At 69.0% G+C, this 17,075-nt stretch carries 10 protein-coding genes; 5 read left to right on the top strand and 5 right to left on the bottom strand.

The window, feature by feature from the left end:
- Positions 1-178: 178 nt before the first annotated feature.
- The 3 genes from ABD747_RS04020 to ABD747_RS04030 are packed head-to-tail and all read left to right on the top strand — an operon-like array spanning position 179 to position 3,626.
- The gene (locus ABD747_RS04020; protein ID WP_344801805.1) at positions 179-799 is read left to right on the top strand and encodes a DUF4352 domain-containing protein; all 621 of its coding nucleotides are present in this window, start codon (positions 179-181) and stop codon (positions 797-799) included.
- Positions 796-2,226 (top strand): tyrosine-protein kinase domain-containing protein, encoded by a 1,431-nt coding sequence (locus ABD747_RS04025; protein WP_344801806.1) that lies wholly within the window; start codon positions 796-798, stop codon positions 2,224-2,226. The genes ABD747_RS04020 and ABD747_RS04025 overlap by 4 nt, the downstream gene beginning before the upstream one ends.
- A 2-nt stretch (positions 2,227-2,228) precedes the next feature.
- Positions 2,229-3,626, top strand: coding sequence for an O-antigen ligase family protein (locus ABD747_RS04030; RefSeq protein WP_344801807.1), 1,398 nt, complete (start codon positions 2,229-2,231; stop codon positions 3,624-3,626).
- Here ABD747_RS04030 and ABD747_RS04035 read toward each other — a convergent pair.
- Both ABD747_RS04035 and ABD747_RS04040 read right to left on the bottom strand, forming a co-directional pair.
- A complete protein-coding gene (locus ABD747_RS04035) occupies positions 3,569-4,465 on the bottom strand; it encodes a hypothetical protein (protein ID WP_344801808.1) in 897 nt (298 codons plus the stop codon). The two genes, ABD747_RS04030 and ABD747_RS04035, sit on opposite strands and share 58 nt — an antisense overlap.
- A 30-nt stretch (positions 4,466-4,495) precedes the next feature.
- Positions 4,496-6,106: a lipopolysaccharide biosynthesis protein gene (locus tag ABD747_RS04040; protein WP_344801809.1), complete on the bottom strand. Its 1,611-nt coding sequence runs from the start codon at positions 6,104-6,106 to the stop codon at positions 4,496-4,498.
- Between the two features lie 477 nt (positions 6,107-6,583).
- Here ABD747_RS04040 and ABD747_RS04045 point away from each other — a divergent pair, with 477 nt between their 5' ends.
- Positions 6,584-11,002 (top strand): PKD domain-containing protein, encoded by a 4,419-nt coding sequence (locus tag ABD747_RS04045; RefSeq protein ID WP_344801810.1) that lies wholly within the window; start codon positions 6,584-6,586, stop codon positions 11,000-11,002.
- Between the two features lie 282 nt (positions 11,003-11,284).
- Positions 11,285-13,825, top strand: a complete 2,541-nt coding sequence (locus ABD747_RS04050) for a PKD domain-containing protein (RefSeq protein ID WP_344801811.1) — start codon at positions 11,285-11,287, stop codon at positions 13,823-13,825.
- Between the two features lie 121 nt (positions 13,826-13,946).
- On the opposite strand, the gene ABD747_RS04055 is transcribed toward ABD747_RS04050, so the two are convergent.
- The 3 genes from ABD747_RS04055 to ABD747_RS04065 form a co-directional block, all read right to left on the bottom strand.
- Positions 13,947-15,398: a hypothetical protein gene (locus ABD747_RS04055; RefSeq protein WP_344801812.1), complete on the bottom strand. Its 1,452-nt coding sequence runs from the start codon at positions 15,396-15,398 to the stop codon at positions 13,947-13,949.
- A gap of 138 nt (positions 15,399-15,536) precedes the next feature.
- On the bottom strand, positions 15,537-16,112 hold the full coding sequence (locus ABD747_RS04060) for an arsenate reductase/protein-tyrosine-phosphatase family protein (RefSeq protein WP_344801813.1): 576 nt from the start codon (positions 16,110-16,112) through the stop codon (positions 15,537-15,539).
- A 46-nt stretch (positions 16,113-16,158) separates the two neighbouring features.
- A complete protein-coding gene (locus tag ABD747_RS04065) occupies positions 16,159-17,070 on the bottom strand; it encodes a glycerophosphodiester phosphodiesterase (RefSeq protein WP_344801814.1) in 912 nt (303 codons plus the stop codon).
- Positions 17,071-17,075: the final 5 nt, after the last annotated feature.

The following is a 17,075-nucleotide window of genomic DNA, read 5'->3' on the forward strand; positions in this document are numbered from 1 at the left end:
TTACGGTCACGATTTGTTCTCGGCGTCTCGAAAACTCCTCGCGAAGTGAAAACGGGCTATACGCTTGTGCGAGCATCGGAGCGGGGGACTCCGATCAGCAGGTTCGAGAGAGTTGAAGATGACTAGTGACGTGCCCGAAACGGACGCGCCGCGACGAAAGACCGTGATCTGGATTGCAGTGGGGACTGCAGCTCTGATCGCCGCGATCGTCGTCGTACTGCTCACGCGAGGCGGTAACAGCCCGGGAGCAGGACCAGGAACAGACCAGACACCGAGCGCCTCGGCCGGGGCGTCGTCGGCGGCGTCCGGGCAACCGAGCGCGGCCGTCACCACGCCGGTGCCGAGCGCTTCGATCCCGGCTCCGACCGCTACCGGCACACCGACCGTGGTGCCGACCAAGCCGACGTCGGCCACGACTGCACCGTTGGACCAGAAGGCGTCCCTCGGCAACGGCGTCTCGGTGAAGGTCAGCAAGATCGAGAGTGTGAAGGGTGAGGCGCAGGGGCCGGGCGAGATCGCCGGACCTGCGGTGCGGGTCACCGTCGAGGTGACCAATGGAACCGACAAGGAGGTGCCCATGGATCTGGCACTAGTGAACGTGTACTACGGCAAGAAGAAGACCCCGGCGTCGACGCTGAGCGGCCCCGGCCTCTCGCCGTTGTCCGCGCCGATCCCGGCCGGCAAGTCCGCCTCCGGTACGTACGTGTTCAGCGTCCCGTCGGATCAGCGCGATCCGCTGACGGTGGAGTTCAGCTACACCACCGACGCGCCGACCGTGATCTTCAGCGGCAAGCCATGAGCGTCACCTCGCAGCCGGCCCGTGGCCGGACATCGCCGAACACGCCCGTTGAGTCGAATCGGTCGGCCCTCGACCTGCGGACGCACGTGCATGCGCTCCGCCGCTTCTGGAAGAGCGTCGTCGCCTGCACCCTGCTCGGGTTGCTGATCGCGATCGGGATCTCGCTGCTGATCCAGCCGAAGTACGAGACGCGCACCACGTTCTTCGTCGCCAGCACCACCAGTCAGAGCAGTTCACCGTTGCAGGCCGACGAGTTCGCGCAGCGCCGGATCAACTCCTACGTCGGTGTGATCAACAGCGAGCGGCTGGCCAAGGTCGTCATCGACGACACCGGTCTGCCGCTCAGCACCACCGAAGTGAACGCGATGATCTCGGCGTCGGTCGATCCGGACACCGTGCTGATGACGGTCTCGGTCCGCGACGTGTCGCCCGAGCGGTCGATGATCATTTCGCAGTCGATCGCGAAGAACCTGGACAACTTGATCGGCGAGCTGGACAACCGTGGCAACCAGAACGCTGTTCAGCTCCGGGTGATCTCCGGACCGACCCTGAACCCGGGGCCGGTCGAGCCGCGGTGGAAGCTGAACCTGGCGTTGGGGCTGTTGATCGGTCTCGGTGTGGGCGTCGCCCAGGCCCTGCTCCGGCAGCAGTTCGACTCCACCTATCGCGGTCGTGAGCAGCTGGTCGACGGCACCGGCCTGCCGATCCTCGGCTCGGTCAGCTTCGAGAGTGCGGCCAAGCGGGCACCGATCATCCTGCCCACCGAGACTCGGACCCGCCGTGCCGAGGCGATCCGCCAGCTCCGAACCAACCTGCGCTACTTCGATGCCGCCAGTGCGGTCGAGGTGCTGGTGATCACCTCCTCGGTCGAGGCCGAGGGCAAGACGACCACGGCCGCGAACCTGGCGCAGGCCTTCGCCGAGGCCGGTCGCCGTACGCTGCTGGTCGACGCCGACCTGCGCAAGCCGAAGCTCGAGCGCTATCTCGATCTCGAGGGGTCGGCCGGCCTGACCAGCATCCTGATCGGTGAGGGCCAGCTGGCTCAGGTCGTCCAGCCATGGGGTCCGTCCGGCCTCGACGTGCTGGCCTGCGGGCCGATCCCGCCGAACCCGAGCGAGCTGCTGGGTGGTCCGACCATGGAGCGGTTCATCGCCGACGCGCGCGCCGCGTACGACCTGGTGATCGTCGACACCCCGCCGCTGCTGCCGGTCACGGACGCGGCCGTCACCTCCGCCGTCGCCGACGGCGTGATTCTCGTCGTGCGGCACGGCAAGACTCGCCGCGAGCAGGTCGGCGACGCGCTGGACTCGCTGGCGTCGGTGGACGCTCGCGTGCTCGGCACGGTTCTGTCCATGGTGCCCGCCGGCCGCGGTGACCGGCTGCCGACCTACTACGAGGATCCGGTCCGGACCGCCGAGGCCGGCTGATCATGGTCCAGCTGGCCGCCTGGCTGGTGCTCTGCCTGGCGATCGCCTGGTTGCTTCGCAACCGAGTGGCCTACGCAATCGCGGTGGCGATCGTGGTGTGGGCGGCGGTTCCGGCGCTGGGCGGGCACCACCTGACCGGACTGTCGGGCAGCGGGATCGCTTTCCACCCCGCGACCTGGCTGGTGCTGCTGACCTTTGTGGTTCAGCTGGTCACCAATCCGCTGGCTATCGCCAGGGTGCTCGGCCGGCACTACCTGGTAGTGCTGAGCGTTCTCGTCTTCATCGCCGGCGCCTTCATCACCAGCCGGTTCACCGCCAGCGGCGGTACCCGTTTGCTGATGGACCAGATCGTCGCGCCGTTCCTGCTGTGGCTCGTCGTGGTCGCGGCCGGCGAGGGACGCCGAGAGGTGCTGAAGGTAGTGCGCAACGCCGTCCTGCTCGGGGTTGCCTTCCAGTCCGTGATGGCGCTGCTGCAGCTTGCCTTCGACGATGTGCTCCTCTATGCCAACGACTACGCCCAACTGGACTGGTTCACCCCCGAGCAGTTCCACCAGCGCTGGATGGGAACCGCCGACAGTCCGCTGGTGCTGTCCATGGCCGCCTGTGTCGCGGCGGCCCTGGCCCTCAGCGTCCGGCTGCCGGTGTGGCGCTTCACCCTGGTCGGACTGTACGCATCCGCCGCGGTGATCACCCAGTCGCGCACCGGTGTGATCGTGATCGGGCTGGTCGTGGTCTATGCGATCATCCGCTCGCGGATGGCGCTGTGGAGCCGAGCGCTGGCCAGCATCGCCGTTGCCGGAATCGCCTTCTATCTGCTCGGGTCGACCCTGGTGGCCGGCGTCGCCGGGCGGTTCGCCAACGACACCGGATCCACCAACGCTCGCGTCCTCGCATTCCGGTTCGTGGCCGATCACTGGACCGAGTTCCTGCTCACCGGGCAGGGGCTGATCTCGAGCTACACGATCGCCCGGAACGCCGGACTCGAGACGAGTCTCGAGAACTCGTTCCTGATGTATGCGATCGACACCGGCTTCCTGCTGGCCACGCTGTACTTCGGCACCCAGGTGGTGATCGTGGCCCGCTACGGTCTGGCCCAGCTATCCGTCCGCGGGGTGACATTGGCCGCCGGCATCGGTGTGCTGATGCAGCACAGCTTCAGTGCGGTGGCCTTCGCCAACCAGAGCGGAACCCTGATCTGGGCGTGCCTTGCGCTCGTGGTGGTTGCCTGGTCACTGCCGCTGTCGAACCAGCCGCCGGTTCCCCTCGCCACCAGCCAGCGGCCACGGCGACACCTCCGGCCGACGGACGCGCATCCGTCCGGCGCCCAGCCGGCGGACACGGATCAGCCCAACGTCGGCGCTCCGGCGGCGGTCAGCGCCGCGACGTCCTCCGGCTCGTAGAGCTCAGCGATATAGGCGTCGTTGCGGCCGAGCATCACGTTGTCGGCCATCAACGACTGCTCCTGGGTGCCCGGCAGCAGCGGGAAGTGCCGGGGCTTCGCCGCGATCTGACGCACCGGGATGCCGGCCCGTAGCGCGACCCAGTGCAGCCAGATGTCGTCGGCCTTCAGGCAGCTGTCCACGAACGCCGTGCCGCGGCTCGCCAGCTCGCGCAGCATAGTCAGCGGGTAGTGCACGCCGGAGACGCCGGTGCCGAAGCGGGCCACGCTGGTCCGGGTGTCGGTACAGCGTGGCCAGCGGCCGTACGAGGCCAGCCGGCCGTCCTCCAGGGCGACCACGCTGGCGCGGTAGCAGTTGATCACTCCGGGATGCTCGCGAGCGGCGGTCAACAACCCAGCCAGCCATGATCGCGGGTAGAGGATGTCGTCGTCGGCGGTGACCACCGGCAGCCCGGCCTCGATCGCGCCGTCGAGGGTCGGGAAGTACTTGGTGTGCGGGCCGTAGTTCTCGGTCAGGCCGACCTCCAGACCGCGCGCCTCCAACCGCCGCAGCGTGTCCGGGCGGTGGGCGTAGGCATCGGCGTCGTCCAGCCAGAGCACCATCCGGCGCGGTCTCGCGGTGCCGGCGGCGATCGACTCGATGGTGTAGGCCACCGACTCCAACCGCGGCCCGAAAGTGGTCAGCGACACGACCACGTCGGCGTCGCCGAGCACCGACGTGGCCGACCGCGCGTTGGTTCGCTTCAAGGCGGCGAGCCAGACGTGACTCTGGGCGCGCTTGGCGCGCTTGCGGAGCCATCGATAGCTGGCCCTGGCCCGGTCGACCGGGGTCGCTGGCATGAACGTTTCCTTCCGCCGAAATCCGACAGGCTACTCAGCCGCGCGGCGCGGAACGGCCCCGGTCCGGCTCCGGCCGGGGACGAAGATCTCCACCGCGGCGGCGATCGCGCGGCGCAGCGCAGCGCGGTGCACGAGTAGCAGGACCGCGCCGAGCAGGACGACGTACACCACGCCCCCGACCAGCAGGGTCACCAGCTCGTTCCAGCCGATCAGCCGGATGCCCAGATAGCCGGCGACACCCCACAGCGAGGCATGGGTCGGGCGCAGCATGCGGCCCAGCAGCGTCCTGATCGGTGCACTGGAGAGTCGGCGCTGGATCACCAGCATCACCGGGCTGAGGAGGAATCCGGCGATGGTGAAACCGAGCGCGACCCCGATCAGCCCGAACTGGAGACCGATCACGATGCCGGTCAGCTGCACGCCGGTGGCGAGGAACTCGTAGCGCAGCACGAGTTTCCCGACTCCCTTCGCCCGCATCAAGGACTGGGTGACGCTGAACACCGTCTCCCGGGCACCGGCAACGGCGAGGATGCTCAGCACCGGGGCGGTCGCCGCCCACTCGTGTCCCAGCACGATGTCGATCAGCTGGGGAGAGGCGACAGCGATGGCGAACATGCCGGGAATGGTGGCGAAGGCCAGCAGCTCGGTGACCTTGATCAGGTTCCGGCCGAGCCGCGGCTGGTCGCCGGCCAGCCGGGAGAACATCGGGAAGGTCACCCGGTTGACGGTCTGGCCGATCATCTGGACCGGGATGACCAGCACCCGGTAGGCCATCGAGTAGAGCGAGAGCGCGGTCACGCCCAGGAAGCGACCGACCAGGATGTTGTCGAGGTTGCGCGAGGCGAAGGCGAGCGCGTTGCTCCCGAACAGGCGCAGGCTGAACGGCAGGATCTCGGTCAGCTCACCGAGGTGGTGGTTGGGCCGGGTGCCGTGGGTCCGGGCCAGCAGCACGACCGCGATCACCAGGTCGGTGAAGATCACCTGGACTGCCATCGACCAGATGCCCGCACCGGCCAGGGCGGCGCTGATGCCGGCGATCGCGCCGAGCACGCCACCGGAGATGTCGGCCACGCCGATCAGCCGGAACCGCATCAGCCGCAGGTTGATCGCGCGCGGCGTGATCGCCAGTGCCTTGATCAACAGGCCGACGCCGAGCACCTGCAGCAGCGGGGTCAGGTCGGGCGCGCGGAAGAAGTCCGCCACCGCGGGGGCCGCGCCGATGGTGATCAGGGCCAGCGCGAGGCCGCAGAGCAGGTTCGCGGTCGCCACCGCGCCAGGGGCGAACCTCGAGAGCACCGGCCGCTGTACCAGCGCAGCGGCGAGTCCCTGGTCGAGCAGCAGGGTGGTGAAGGTGACGTAGACCGTGGCGGCACTGATCACGCCGTAGGTCTCCGGCCCGAGTAGCCGGGCGAGCACGAGAGCGCAGACCATCTGCGAGATCTGCCGGCCCAGCACCGCGGCCATGCTCCAGCGGACCGACGTACCGCCCTGGCCCTGCTGGACGCCGCGGGGCTGCTGGATCGCCGCGATGTCGCGCTCGCGAGCGGCGGCGGCTCGACGGCGGCGCTCGGCGTGCGCGGACAGCGGCGCCTCGCCGGTGCCAACCGGGGCGGTCGTGGCAGACCCGCGGGTGGTGGCCATGAACGGCACTCCTGAACAGAACGACTGGATATGACGTCGGGGGGCTGCAGGAATCGTACGTGACTCGGACCAGGAGGAGGGACCAGAACGGCCAGCAGGTGAGGGCCGTCACGTCGAAGCAATAACGGCTTGGTAACGCTTAGCCGGGCTGGCGGCCTTTGGTCACCGACTCCATACCGATCGCGTAGGATTTCCACCAGCCGGGGCGGCTTCGGGCCGCAAGCGGGTGGGGACCCTGTCCGGCGACTTGTTATTCGGGGGGATTCGAACCTTGTCGGGTTCACTGTGCGTTGCGTCGGATCGGTGCGGTTTCGACGCTGCTTTCGTCTTCTCGGTGACGACCATGCCCGGTCTGCAATGCGACTGGTCTGGCTACCGCGCCAATCTCGTCACCGGCTCGCGGGGAGCGAGCCGTCGTCACCAGTGGGGGACCTCATGAAGCACCATGCCGTCAGGCTTGGCAAGACGTTAGGGGCCGTGGTTGCGGCTGCCGTGGCCATCTCGGTCGCGCAGCTGCCGACCGTGGCCCTGGCGGACACCCAGCCGCCTGATCCGACCGATCCGACCACCCCGGCCACGGTCGCGGCCGATCCGCTGCCCACGACTCAGATCAACGGCGTCGCCTGGACCCAGCTGATCGTCGGCAACACCGTGTACGTCGGTGGCAACTTCACCAAGGCACGGCCGGCCGGCGCCGCCGCAGGCACCAATGAGGTGGCCCGGACCAACCTGCTGGCCTACGACCTGACCACCGGCAATCTGATCAGCAGCTGGGCACCGACCACCAACGGTGACGTGCTCGCGCTGGCGGTCTCGCCGGACAAGAGCCGGATCTACGTCGGCGGCAGCTTCACCCAGGTCAACGGGGTCACCAAGAACCGCATCGCGGCGCTGAACCCGACCACCGGAGCCTTGATCACGACCTTCTCGGCGAGCCCCGACGCGACCGTGCGCGCGATCGTGCCGACCTCTGACACCGTCTACATGGCCGGCCTGTTCAGCAACGTCGGCGGTGTGGCCCGGCCGCGCGCGGCCGCGGTCAACCTCACCGGCGGTCTGCTGTCCTGGTCGCCGAACGTGCAGGGCGGCGTGGTGCGCGCCATGGTGATGTCGCCCGACGGCAGCCAGCTGCTGCTTGGCGGCGCGTTCACCTCGGTCAACGGCTCCAGCAACCCCGGCTACGGCCTGGCGTCGGTCAGCCCGACCACGGGGGCCTCGCTGCCCTGGGCGGCCAACGGCCTGATCCGCAACGGCGGCAGCCAGGCCGCCATCACCAGCCTCACTAGCGACGGCGCGGACAACGTCTACGCCACCGGTTACGTGTTCGGCGCCGGCGGCAACCTCGAGGGCACCGCCCGGATGAGCTGGAACGGCGGCACCACGACCTGGGTCGAGGACTGCCACGGCGATACCTATCAGAGCTTCCCGGTCGGCGACGTCGTGTACGCGGTCAGCCACGCGCACTACTGCGGCAACCTGCCCGACGGCTTCCCGCAGACCGATCCGTGGACCTTCCACTGGGGGACCGCGTTCAGCAAGGCCGTCGCCGGCACGCTGACCGCCGACCCGTACGGCTACTTCAACTGGGCCGGCACGCCGTCGCCGAACCTGCTGAAGTGGCTGCCGAAGATGACCAGCGGCACCTACACGGGCCAGGGTCAGGCGGGCTGGAGCGTCACCGGCAACAGCAACTACATCGTCTACGGCGGCGAGTTCCCGACCGCGGGCGGCGCGACCCAGCAGGGTCTGGTCCGCTACGCAGTGAAGAGCATCGCGCCGAACAAGGTCGGTCCCGAGTTCACCGGCTCCAAGATCAACCCGACGCTGACCTCGTTCGCCAAGGGCACCGTCAAGATCAGCTGGACGGCCAACTGGGACCGCGACAACGAGCAGCTCACCTACTCGGTGATCCGCGACGGCAACACCGCGACTCCGATCTACACCACCACGCAGAAGTCGTCGGAGTGGTCGCGGCCGCCGATGGGCTTCCTGGACACGAACCTGACGCCCGGGCAGTCCTACCGCTACCGCATCTTCGTCAAGGATCCGCTCGGCAACGAGGTGCGGTCCGACACCGTGTCGATCGTCGCGTCGGCCGACGGCGAGATCTCCTCGTATGCCAAGGGCGTGCTGGACGACAACCCGGCCGACTACTGGCGGTTCGGTGAGAACGCCGGCCCGACGGTGAATGACTGGGCGGGCTTCAACAACGGGACCGCGGGCAGCGGCGTCGCGTTCGGCACCGCGGGTGCGATCAACGGCGACAGCAACACCGCTGCCTCGTTCAACGGCACCGGTAACGGCCTGATGGTTCCCTCCGCGTCCCAGGTGGGCTCGAACACGTTCACCGCAGAGGCCTGGATCAAGACCACCAGCACCAGCGGCGGCAAGATCTTGGGCTTCGGCTCGGCCGCGTCCGGTGACAGCAGCAGCTACGACCGGCACGTCTACATGACCAACTCCGGCCAGCTGATCTTCGGCGTCTACCCGAACAGCGTGCAGACCGTGAGCGGGTCCAAGGCCTACAACGACGGTCAGTGGCACCACGTGGTGGCATCGCTCGGCTCCGGCGGGATGGCGCTGTACGTCGACGGCCAGAAGATCGGCAGTCGCACCGACATCACCACCGGTCAGGCCTACACCGGCTACTGGCGGGTCGGCGGCGACAACATCGGCGGCTGGCCGAACCAGCCCTCGAGCAACTACTTCAACGGCAGCATCGACGACGTGGCCATCTACCCGACGGTCCTCACCTCTGCTCAGGTCCGGGCGCACTACACCAACAGCGGCCGGACGCTGGCGGGCTCGACCGCTCCGGCGGACGGGTACGGCAAGGCCGTCTACACCGACGAACCTGATCTGTACTGGCGGCTCGGCGAGACCAGCGGCACCACCGCCGCCGATGCGACCCCGAACCAGCTCACCGGCAGCTACAACGGCGGCGTGACCCTGGGTCAGCCGAGCGGTGTCGGTGTCAGCGGCGACACGTCGGTGACGTTGGACGGGGTGAACGGCGCGATCGCCAGCAACTCCACCTTCGACAACCCGACGACGTACGCCGAGGAGCTGTGGTTCAACACGACCACCACCCGCGGCGGCAAGCTGATCGGATTCGGTTCGTCGCAGTTCGGCCTGTCCGGTGGCTACGACCGCCACGTCTACATGTTCGACGACGGCCGGCTTCGGTTCGGCACCTGGACCGGTCAGACCAACGTGATCCACTCCAGTGCGTCCTACAACGACGGCAAGTGGCACCACCTGGTGGCCCAGCAGGGCAGCAACGGCATGCAGCTGTGGGTGGACAACCAGCTCGTCGGCACCAACCCGCAGACCGCGGCGCAGGCCTACACCGGCTACTGGCGGGTCGGCGGTGACAACACCTGGGGTGGCAACAGCAGCAACTACTTCGCCGGCAAGATCGACGACGTCGCGATCTACTCCAAGACCCTGAGCTCTGCTCAGATCGCGGACCACTTCGGCAAGGGTGGCGGCCAGCTGCCCAACGTGAAGCCGACCGCCGACTTCAGCGCCGACGTGACCAAGCTGAAGGTGAGCTTCGACGGCACGAAGTCGAGCGACTCCGACGGCACGATCGCCTCCTACGCGTGGGACTTCGGCGACGGTGCGACCAGCACCGAGGCGAAGCCGAGCCATACCTTCGCTGCGGCCGGTGATCAGACGGTGAAGCTGACGGTGACCGACGACGACGGTGCGACCGACAGCGTGACCAAGACGGTGACCACCACCGACAACGCCAAGCCGACGGCGGCGTTCACCTCCTCGGTGAACAAGCTGAAGGTGAGCTTCGACGGGACCGGTTCGACGGACGCCGACGGCACGATCGCCTCCTACGCCTGGGACTTCGGTGACGGTGGGACCAGCACCGAGGCGAAGCCGAGCCATACCTTCGCGGCGGCCGGTGATCAGACGGTGAAGCTGACGGTGACCGACGACGAGGGTGCGACCGACAGCGTGACCAAGACGGTGACCACGGTCGCGAACGCCAAGCCGACGGCCGCGTTCAGCTCCACCGTGACCGGCCTGGCCGTCTCCTTCGACGGCACCGGTTCGGCGGACAGCGACGGCTCGATCGCCTCGTACGCCTGGGACTTCGGCGACGGCGGCACCAGCACCTCGGCCACCCCGAGCCACACGTTCGCGGCGGCCGGTGATCAGTCGGTGAAGCTGACGGTGACCGACAACGAGGGCGCCACCGACAGCGTGACCAAGACGGTGACGACGGTGGCCCCGACCGGCCCGCTCGCGACCGACACCTTCGGCCGCACCGCCAGCAACGGCTGGGGCAACGCCGAGACCGGCGGAGCCTGGACCCGGTACGGCACCGCAAGCCTGTTCTCGGTGGCCGACGGCGCGGGGCAGATCCGGCTCACGACCGCGGGTTCCGGTCCGCGGATCGCGCTCGAGTCGGTGTCCTCGACCAGCACCGAGGTGGCGGTGAAGGTCAGCCTGGACAAGATCGCCGGAGGCGGCGGCTCCTTCGTCTCGGTCGGTGCCCGCACCATCGGCACCAACGACTACCGGGCCAAGGTGAAGCTGGGCACCAACGGTGCGCTGACCCTGTATCTGGTGAAGGTGGTCAACAATGCCGAGACCACCCTCGTCTCGACCAACCTGGGTTCGGCCTTCAACTACACCGCGGGCGGCACGCTCAACGTGAAGGTGCAGGCCACCGGTACCTCGCCGACCACCGTGCAGGCCAAGGTCTGGAAGAGCACCCAGACCGAGCCGGCCAGCTGGCAGCTAACCACCACCGACAGCACGGCCGAACTGCAGGCCGGTGGTGGCGTGGGTGTGGTCGGTTATCTGAGCGGCTCCGCCACCGGGATGCCGATCGTGCTGAAGGTCGACGACCTGACCGCGGTCACAGTGAAGTAACGAAGTCCAGCTAGCAGGTCATGATCGGCACGGGCCGTCCTCTCCTCGGAGGGGACGGCCCGTCGCGTTTCGTGGAGGCTTCACGTGAATTTCGACGTGTCGTAACGAATCCATAAAGAGGTCACAGATCGGCCGCAACCGCCCTCGGATCTCTCAAGACTGGGGGTAGTTCGCGCGGCGCTCTGAAGCAGACGGGGTGCTTCGCCGATGCGTACAAGGGGAACGTAGCGAATGATCATCACCAGTTCTGAGGCTGCTTCGTCGCGCCGTCGCGCTCCGCGCGTGCGCCGCGCGGTCGCGACCGTCACCGCGGTAGCGGCGACGTTCGCCGCGAGCCTGCTGTCCGTCGGCCTGCCGACCGCGAGTGCGGACTCGGCGCCGGCCAACCCGAACGATCCGAAGACGCCGCCGACGGTGGCGATCGACGTGCTCCCGACGGTGCAGCACAACGGCGTCGCGTGGAACCAGCTGGTGCTCGGCAACACGGTGTACGTCGTCGGGAACTTCACCCGGGCTCGGCCGTCCGGTTCCGCGGCCGGACAGAACGAGGTCGTCCGCAACAACATCCTCGCCTACGACCTCACCACGGGTGCGTTGAAGTCCTTCGACGCGAACCTGAACGGTCAGGCCTACGGGATCACGGCAGCGCCGGACGGATCACGGATCTACGTCGGTGGTGAGTTCACCAAGGTCGGCAGCACAACCAAGAACCGGATCGTGGCGCTGAACCCGACCACCGGCGCGATCATCACCAGCTTCAACGTCAACGCGGCCGGCACGGTTCGCGCGGTGGCGGCGACGGACACGACGGTCTACCTGGGCGGGACCTTCACAGCAGTCAACGGTGTCTCGCGGCAGCGGCTTGCGGCCGTGCGGGCTAGCGACGGCGCTCTGCTGAGCTTCGCCCCGACGATGACCGGGACGGCGGATGCCAATCCCAAGGTCAACGCGTTGCAGCTCTCCCCGACCGGGGACAGGCTGGTGGTCGGCGGCAACTTCGTCACGCTGAACGGATCCAACCGTCCCGGTTACGGCCTCGGCATGCTGAACGCGAGCACCGGGACCTCGCTGGCGATCCAGGCCAACGACGTGGTCCGCAACGCCGGCAAGGACAGCGCGATCCTCTCGCTGTCCTCCGACGGCACCAACTTCTACGGCACCGGCTACATCTACGGCACCGGGGGAAACCTGGAGGGCTCTTTCTCGGCGAACTGGTCCGACGCGAGGATCAAGTGGGTCGAGGACTGCCACGGCGACAGCTACGGCGTCTACGCCTCCTCGACCGCGGTGTACGTCGCCGGTCACCCGCACTACTGCCTGAACCTCGGCGGCTACAACGAGACCTCGCCGCCGCAGCGTGCCATCGCCTTCAGCAAGGCGGCCACCGGCACGCTGACCAAGGACACCCGCGGCTATCCGAGCTTCACGGGGCAACCGGCGCCGTCGCTGCAGAACTTCTTCCCGCAGATGACGACCGGTACCGCATCGGGGCAGAGCCAGGCCGCGTGGTCGGTCTCGGGCTCCGGGAAGTACGTCGTCTACGCCGGTGAGTTCAAGCAGGTGAACGGCACCGGCCAGCAGGGCATGGTCCGGTTCGCGACCTCCGACATCGCGCCGAACAAGCAGGGGCCCAAGCTCAGCGGCACGAACTTCACCCCGACCGTGACGTCGCCGGGCGCGGGTCAGGCCAAGCTGAGCTGGACGGCGAACTACGACTACGACAACTCCAACCTCACCTACACCGTGCTGCGGGACAACCTGGCTTCGCCGGTGGGCACGATCACCCAGGCGTCGACCTGGTGGTCCCGGCCGTCGATGACATTCACCGACAGCGGCCTGACGGGCGGCACCCATAGCTACCGGGTGCGGGTGGTCGATCCGTTCGGGAACTCGCAGACCTCACCGACGGTATCGATCACGGTGGCCGGAGGAGGCGGCGGCAACACCCCGCCGGTCGCCAGCTTCACCACCTCGGTGAACGGGCGCACGGTGAGCGCGAACGGGACGGGGTCCTCGGACCCGAACGGCACGGTCACCTCGTACGCGTGGAGCTGGGGTGACGGACAGTCCGGAACCGGCTCGACCGCCTCGCATACCTACGCGGCGGACGGGACGTACACGATCGGGCTGACCGTCACCGACAACGGCGGCGCGACGAACAGCACGACACGCACTGTGACGATCGGAACGGCGCCGGCCGGGGTGGCGAACGACACCTTCAGCCGGACGGTGGCCTCGGGTTTCGGCAGCGCGCCCACTGGTGGTGCCTGGTCGACCAACGGCTCGGCGTTCTCGGTGAACGGCTCGCAGGGCCTCGTCACGGTCTCCACTGCCGGGCAGGGGCCCTGGGCCCAGCTGGCCGGGGTGTCGTCCAGCTCGGTCGACCTGACCGCCGGGATGGTGCTCGACAAGCGGCCGAACGCCGGTGCGGTCTATGCCGGCACGATCGGTCGCCGGGTCGGCAGCAACGACTACCGGCTCAAGGCGAAGGTGGACTCGGCCGGCGCGGTGACGCTGTATGCGATCCGGACGTCGGGCGGTGAGACCGCGCTGTCCACGCTGATCGTGCCGGGGCTGACCTACACTCCCGGCGCGCGGCTGAACACCCGGCTGCAGGTGACCGGCACCGCGCCGACCACGATCCGGGGCAAGGTGTGGCTGTCCACCGCGGCGGAGCCGTCGACCTGGCAGGTCAGCGCGACCGACTCCACCGCCGCCCTGCAGGCGGCCGGCTCGGTCGGTATCCATACCTACGTCTCGAGCTCGGCGACCAACGGGCCCTGGGTCTTCCGCTTCGACGACTTCGTCGCGGCGCAGGCGTAGCCCCTCCGGCGCACTCCGCACCGCGCCGAGCGACTCCGCACCCTGCCCGCAGGGTGCGGAGTCGCATGTCGTGCGGGGTGCGGGGTACGGGGTGCGGGTCCGGAAGGCGCAGGCCGGGCGGCTAGGGCTTGCGCCAGATCTGGACGGGCCGGCCGGTCTGCTCGCTGACGTTGTTGCGGGCGATCAGGGTCACACCGGGCAGCGCCTGGATCGGGCAGTGCGCGACGGCCCGGTGCGGTCCGAACTTGTTGTCGGTCACCGTCGCCTTGATCTTGTACGAGCCGTGGAACTGCAGCTTCACGGTGCAGTGGCCGCCGTCCAGCCAGTTGCGGTTGACCACCAGATTGGGCACGTTGCCCTGGTTGGCCGCACCGAGCACGGCGAAGTTCTGTGCGCCGCGGATGGTGTTGGCCGTGATCGTCAGGTTCTTGCCCTTGAGGATCTGGATGTTGTCGTTGTGCGTCGGACCGCCACCCTGGTAGGGATCATGGGCATACCAGGTGGTGTTCTCCAGCAGCGAGTCCGCGACGGTGACGTTGTCGCCCTGGATCTTGACCGAGTCGACGTTGCCGGTCACGTGCACCCGGCGCGCGGTGAAGTTCCAGCCCTTGATGCCGTCGACGTAGACCGAGGGGTGGGCCGGTCGGAGCTCGGTATCGGTGATCAGCAGGTTCTTCGGGCCGTAGCTGGTGACCAGTCCCTGGGCGGTCTTCGCGCCCGAACCGCCGCGGACGATGGACCGGCTGATCGTGACGTTCGGAGCCTTGACCACGACGAAGCCGCGGATGTCGAGCCGGTCCAGCCGCGTCCCGGCCCTGGTCACCACGATGTTGCCGTTGTGCACCTTCAACTTCGTGCCGCGGGGCACGCCGGTGGTCGATGCGGACGGCTTCGGCCCCTTCTGGGTCGCCGGCTTCTTCGCCGGCTTCTTCGCCGGGCTGATCCGGGCGTCGCGATAGCGCACCGTCACCTTCTTCGCGCCCGGCGCGGCCGAGAGCCGGACCACCACGCGGACGCGGCCGCTGCCGGTGACCCGGTGTGCCGACGAGTCGCGCACGGCGCGCTGCCAGCCCGGCGTGTGCTGGCCGGATCGCCACGCGCGCACCCGGACGGTCACGGGCTTGGATCCGCTGACGGCACCCTCGACCCAGACCGTCTGGCCCGCCTTGACCTTGAGCCCGAGCTTGCGCTGGCTCAGCACGGTGGGCGTGCTGCCGCGATAGCGGATCACCGCCACCCGGACCGCACCGGACCGGGCGACCGTGGCGCGCACGCGGTAGCGATCGCCATCGCCTTTGCGGCGCAGCTCCAGCCCCAGCGTCACCGTCGACGCGCGCTTGCCCGGGACGACGAAGGCCGCTCTGGCCGTACCGTTGCCGATGGTGCCGATCGCCCGGGTGCTGGTGTGGCCGTCCCGCGCGGTGAGCCGGCGGGTCGCCGCATCGGCCGGCGCGACCAGCACGACGGCCGTCGCCAGCGCAACCAGCGCGACCAGAATCGTGCGGAGCGCGCGCAGGGCAGCTGCTCCGCGGAACGTCGCGAAGGGCAGGGCGGCAGGTGGGTTCGGGGGCATCTCACACTCCTGTCGGCAACGCCGCGACGCTGCCAGGTGGCCGATTCCCCCAGTTCTCCGCGAAGTATGCCAACAGTTCACCTGCTTGTCAGCACCCGGGCCGGCGGCGGTCTGCGGCGGTCCCCGCCGGCGCGGCGGTCAGCGCGGCCAGTCGATGCCGGGTCCGCCGAGCGCCCGGGACAGCTCGCCGACGGCCGGCGCGAGCTGCCCGGCCGCCTCGGTATGGATCTCCATCGAGCGTCCGTACGGGTCCACGATGTCGTCCACGCTCGGATCCTCCAGCACGCGCAGACCGCGGTGCCGGACGGCGTACGTCCGCACGTCCAGCACCCGCTCGGCCGGGTCCGACGCCTCGGTCACCGGGCCGTCGGCCCCGGCCAGCAGCCGGCCGAGCTGACGGATGGTGAACGCGTACTGCACGGCGGGTGGGTGGATCGCGACGGCCTGGCTGCGGACCCGGCGGGTTGCGGCCAGCAGCAATTGGGCCGAGCCGGCCAGGTCGCGGTCGAGCCGGCGGGCGCGATGCTCCGACAGGTCGAGCCCGGCCCGCTCGGCCAGCGCAGCGGTCGACTCGTCGACCGGCCGGCCGACCAGTGCCCGGGTGCCGGCGCTCCCCACCGCCAGCCCGATCCCGGCCTCGCCGAACGCCCGGCTGAGCAGCGCGGCGGCGAGCGGCGAGCGGCAGACGTTGCCCTCACAGACGAACAGGATCATGGCGCGGTACAGCTTGCCAGCCCCACCGTGGCTTCCGGCGGTGGGCTCAGAGCGGGATCTGCGGGACCTCGGCGATGTTGGAGGTCATCATCCCGACGCAGCCAAGCGACAGGGCTCGGGCGCGGTCCTCGGCGCTGCGGATGTCCCACATGATCGTCTTCTTGCCGTTGGCCGAGGCTGCCTTGGCCACGGTGCTGACGAAGTCGTCCGGCTGGATCCGCTGGGCGCCCAGCATGTCGATGTCCTTCGAGGCGGCGAAGCCGGCCAGCCGTGGGGCGAAGGTATGCCCCGGCTCGTCCAGGACGTACCCCCAGGTGGCAAAGCCGTGTGACTTCGCCCGGGCGAAGTTCTCCTGGTTGATCGGCTGCTTCCAGACCACGCGCTCGGGCTGGCCGAGCGCGGCCATCTTGGCCATCAGCGGCTCGAGCGCCTCCGGCGTCTTGGGCTCGACGAAGACGACTGTGTGGTCGATGTGCGCCTCGATCACCTCGTCGAACCGGCTGAACGGGCGCGCCGGCTGGGTCGGATCGGTGGTGTAGACCGACGTCACCATCAGCGGAGCGAGGGTGGACCACTGCTCCCTGCCGATCTGGTAGTCGATCCCGGTCATCCGCTTGGTGGTCGCGTCGTGGCTGCAGACCAGGATGCCGTCCGCGGTCAGGCAGACCGAGATCTCCACCGCCTTCAGCCCCGGCAATCGGGTCGCCTGGTCGTACGCGTACGCCGTCATCTCCGGCCAGTTGCCGCCACCGCCGCGATGGGCGATGTAGAACGGCGAGTCGGCCAGCAGGCTGCTGACCGTCGCGGGCGGCTGCCGCGACGACGCCGGGCCACCGATCCCGGCGCAGCCGGCCGCGACCAGGCCGGTGCCGACCGCCGCGCCGAGCGCGCCGGCCAGGAAGGACCGGCGACCGAAGGACCGTTGCCGCACGTCGGGCCGCTGGGGAAGGTGGCTCACGAGGG

This window comes from Microlunatus ginsengisoli, from assembly GCF_039537205.1.
Taxonomy (GTDB): Bacteria; Actinomycetota; Actinomycetes; order Propionibacteriales; family Propionibacteriaceae; genus Microlunatus; species Microlunatus ginsengisoli.

Bases quoted from the DNA above. Each gene is read 5' to 3' on its own strand.
- ABD747_RS04025 (WP_344801806.1), top strand. From the start codon at position 796: ATGAGCGTCACCTCGCAGCCGGCCCGTGGCCGGACATCGCCGAACACG.
- ABD747_RS04030 (WP_344801807.1), top strand. From the start codon at position 2,229: ATGGTCCAGCTGGCCGCCTGGCTGGTGCTCTGCCTGGCGATCGCCTGG.
- ABD747_RS04035 (WP_344801808.1), bottom strand. From the start codon at position 4,465: ATGCCAGCGACCCCGGTCGACCGGGCCAGGGCCAGCTATCGATGGCTC.
- ABD747_RS04040 (WP_344801809.1), bottom strand. From the start codon at position 6,106: ATGGCCACCACCCGCGGGTCTGCCACGACCGCCCCGGTTGGCACCGGC.
- ABD747_RS04055 (WP_344801812.1), bottom strand. From the start codon at position 15,398: ATGCCCCCGAACCCACCTGCCGCCCTGCCCTTCGCGACGTTCCGCGGA.
- ABD747_RS04060 (WP_344801813.1), bottom strand. From the start codon at position 16,112: ATGATCCTGTTCGTCTGTGAGGGCAACGTCTGCCGCTCGCCGCTCGCC.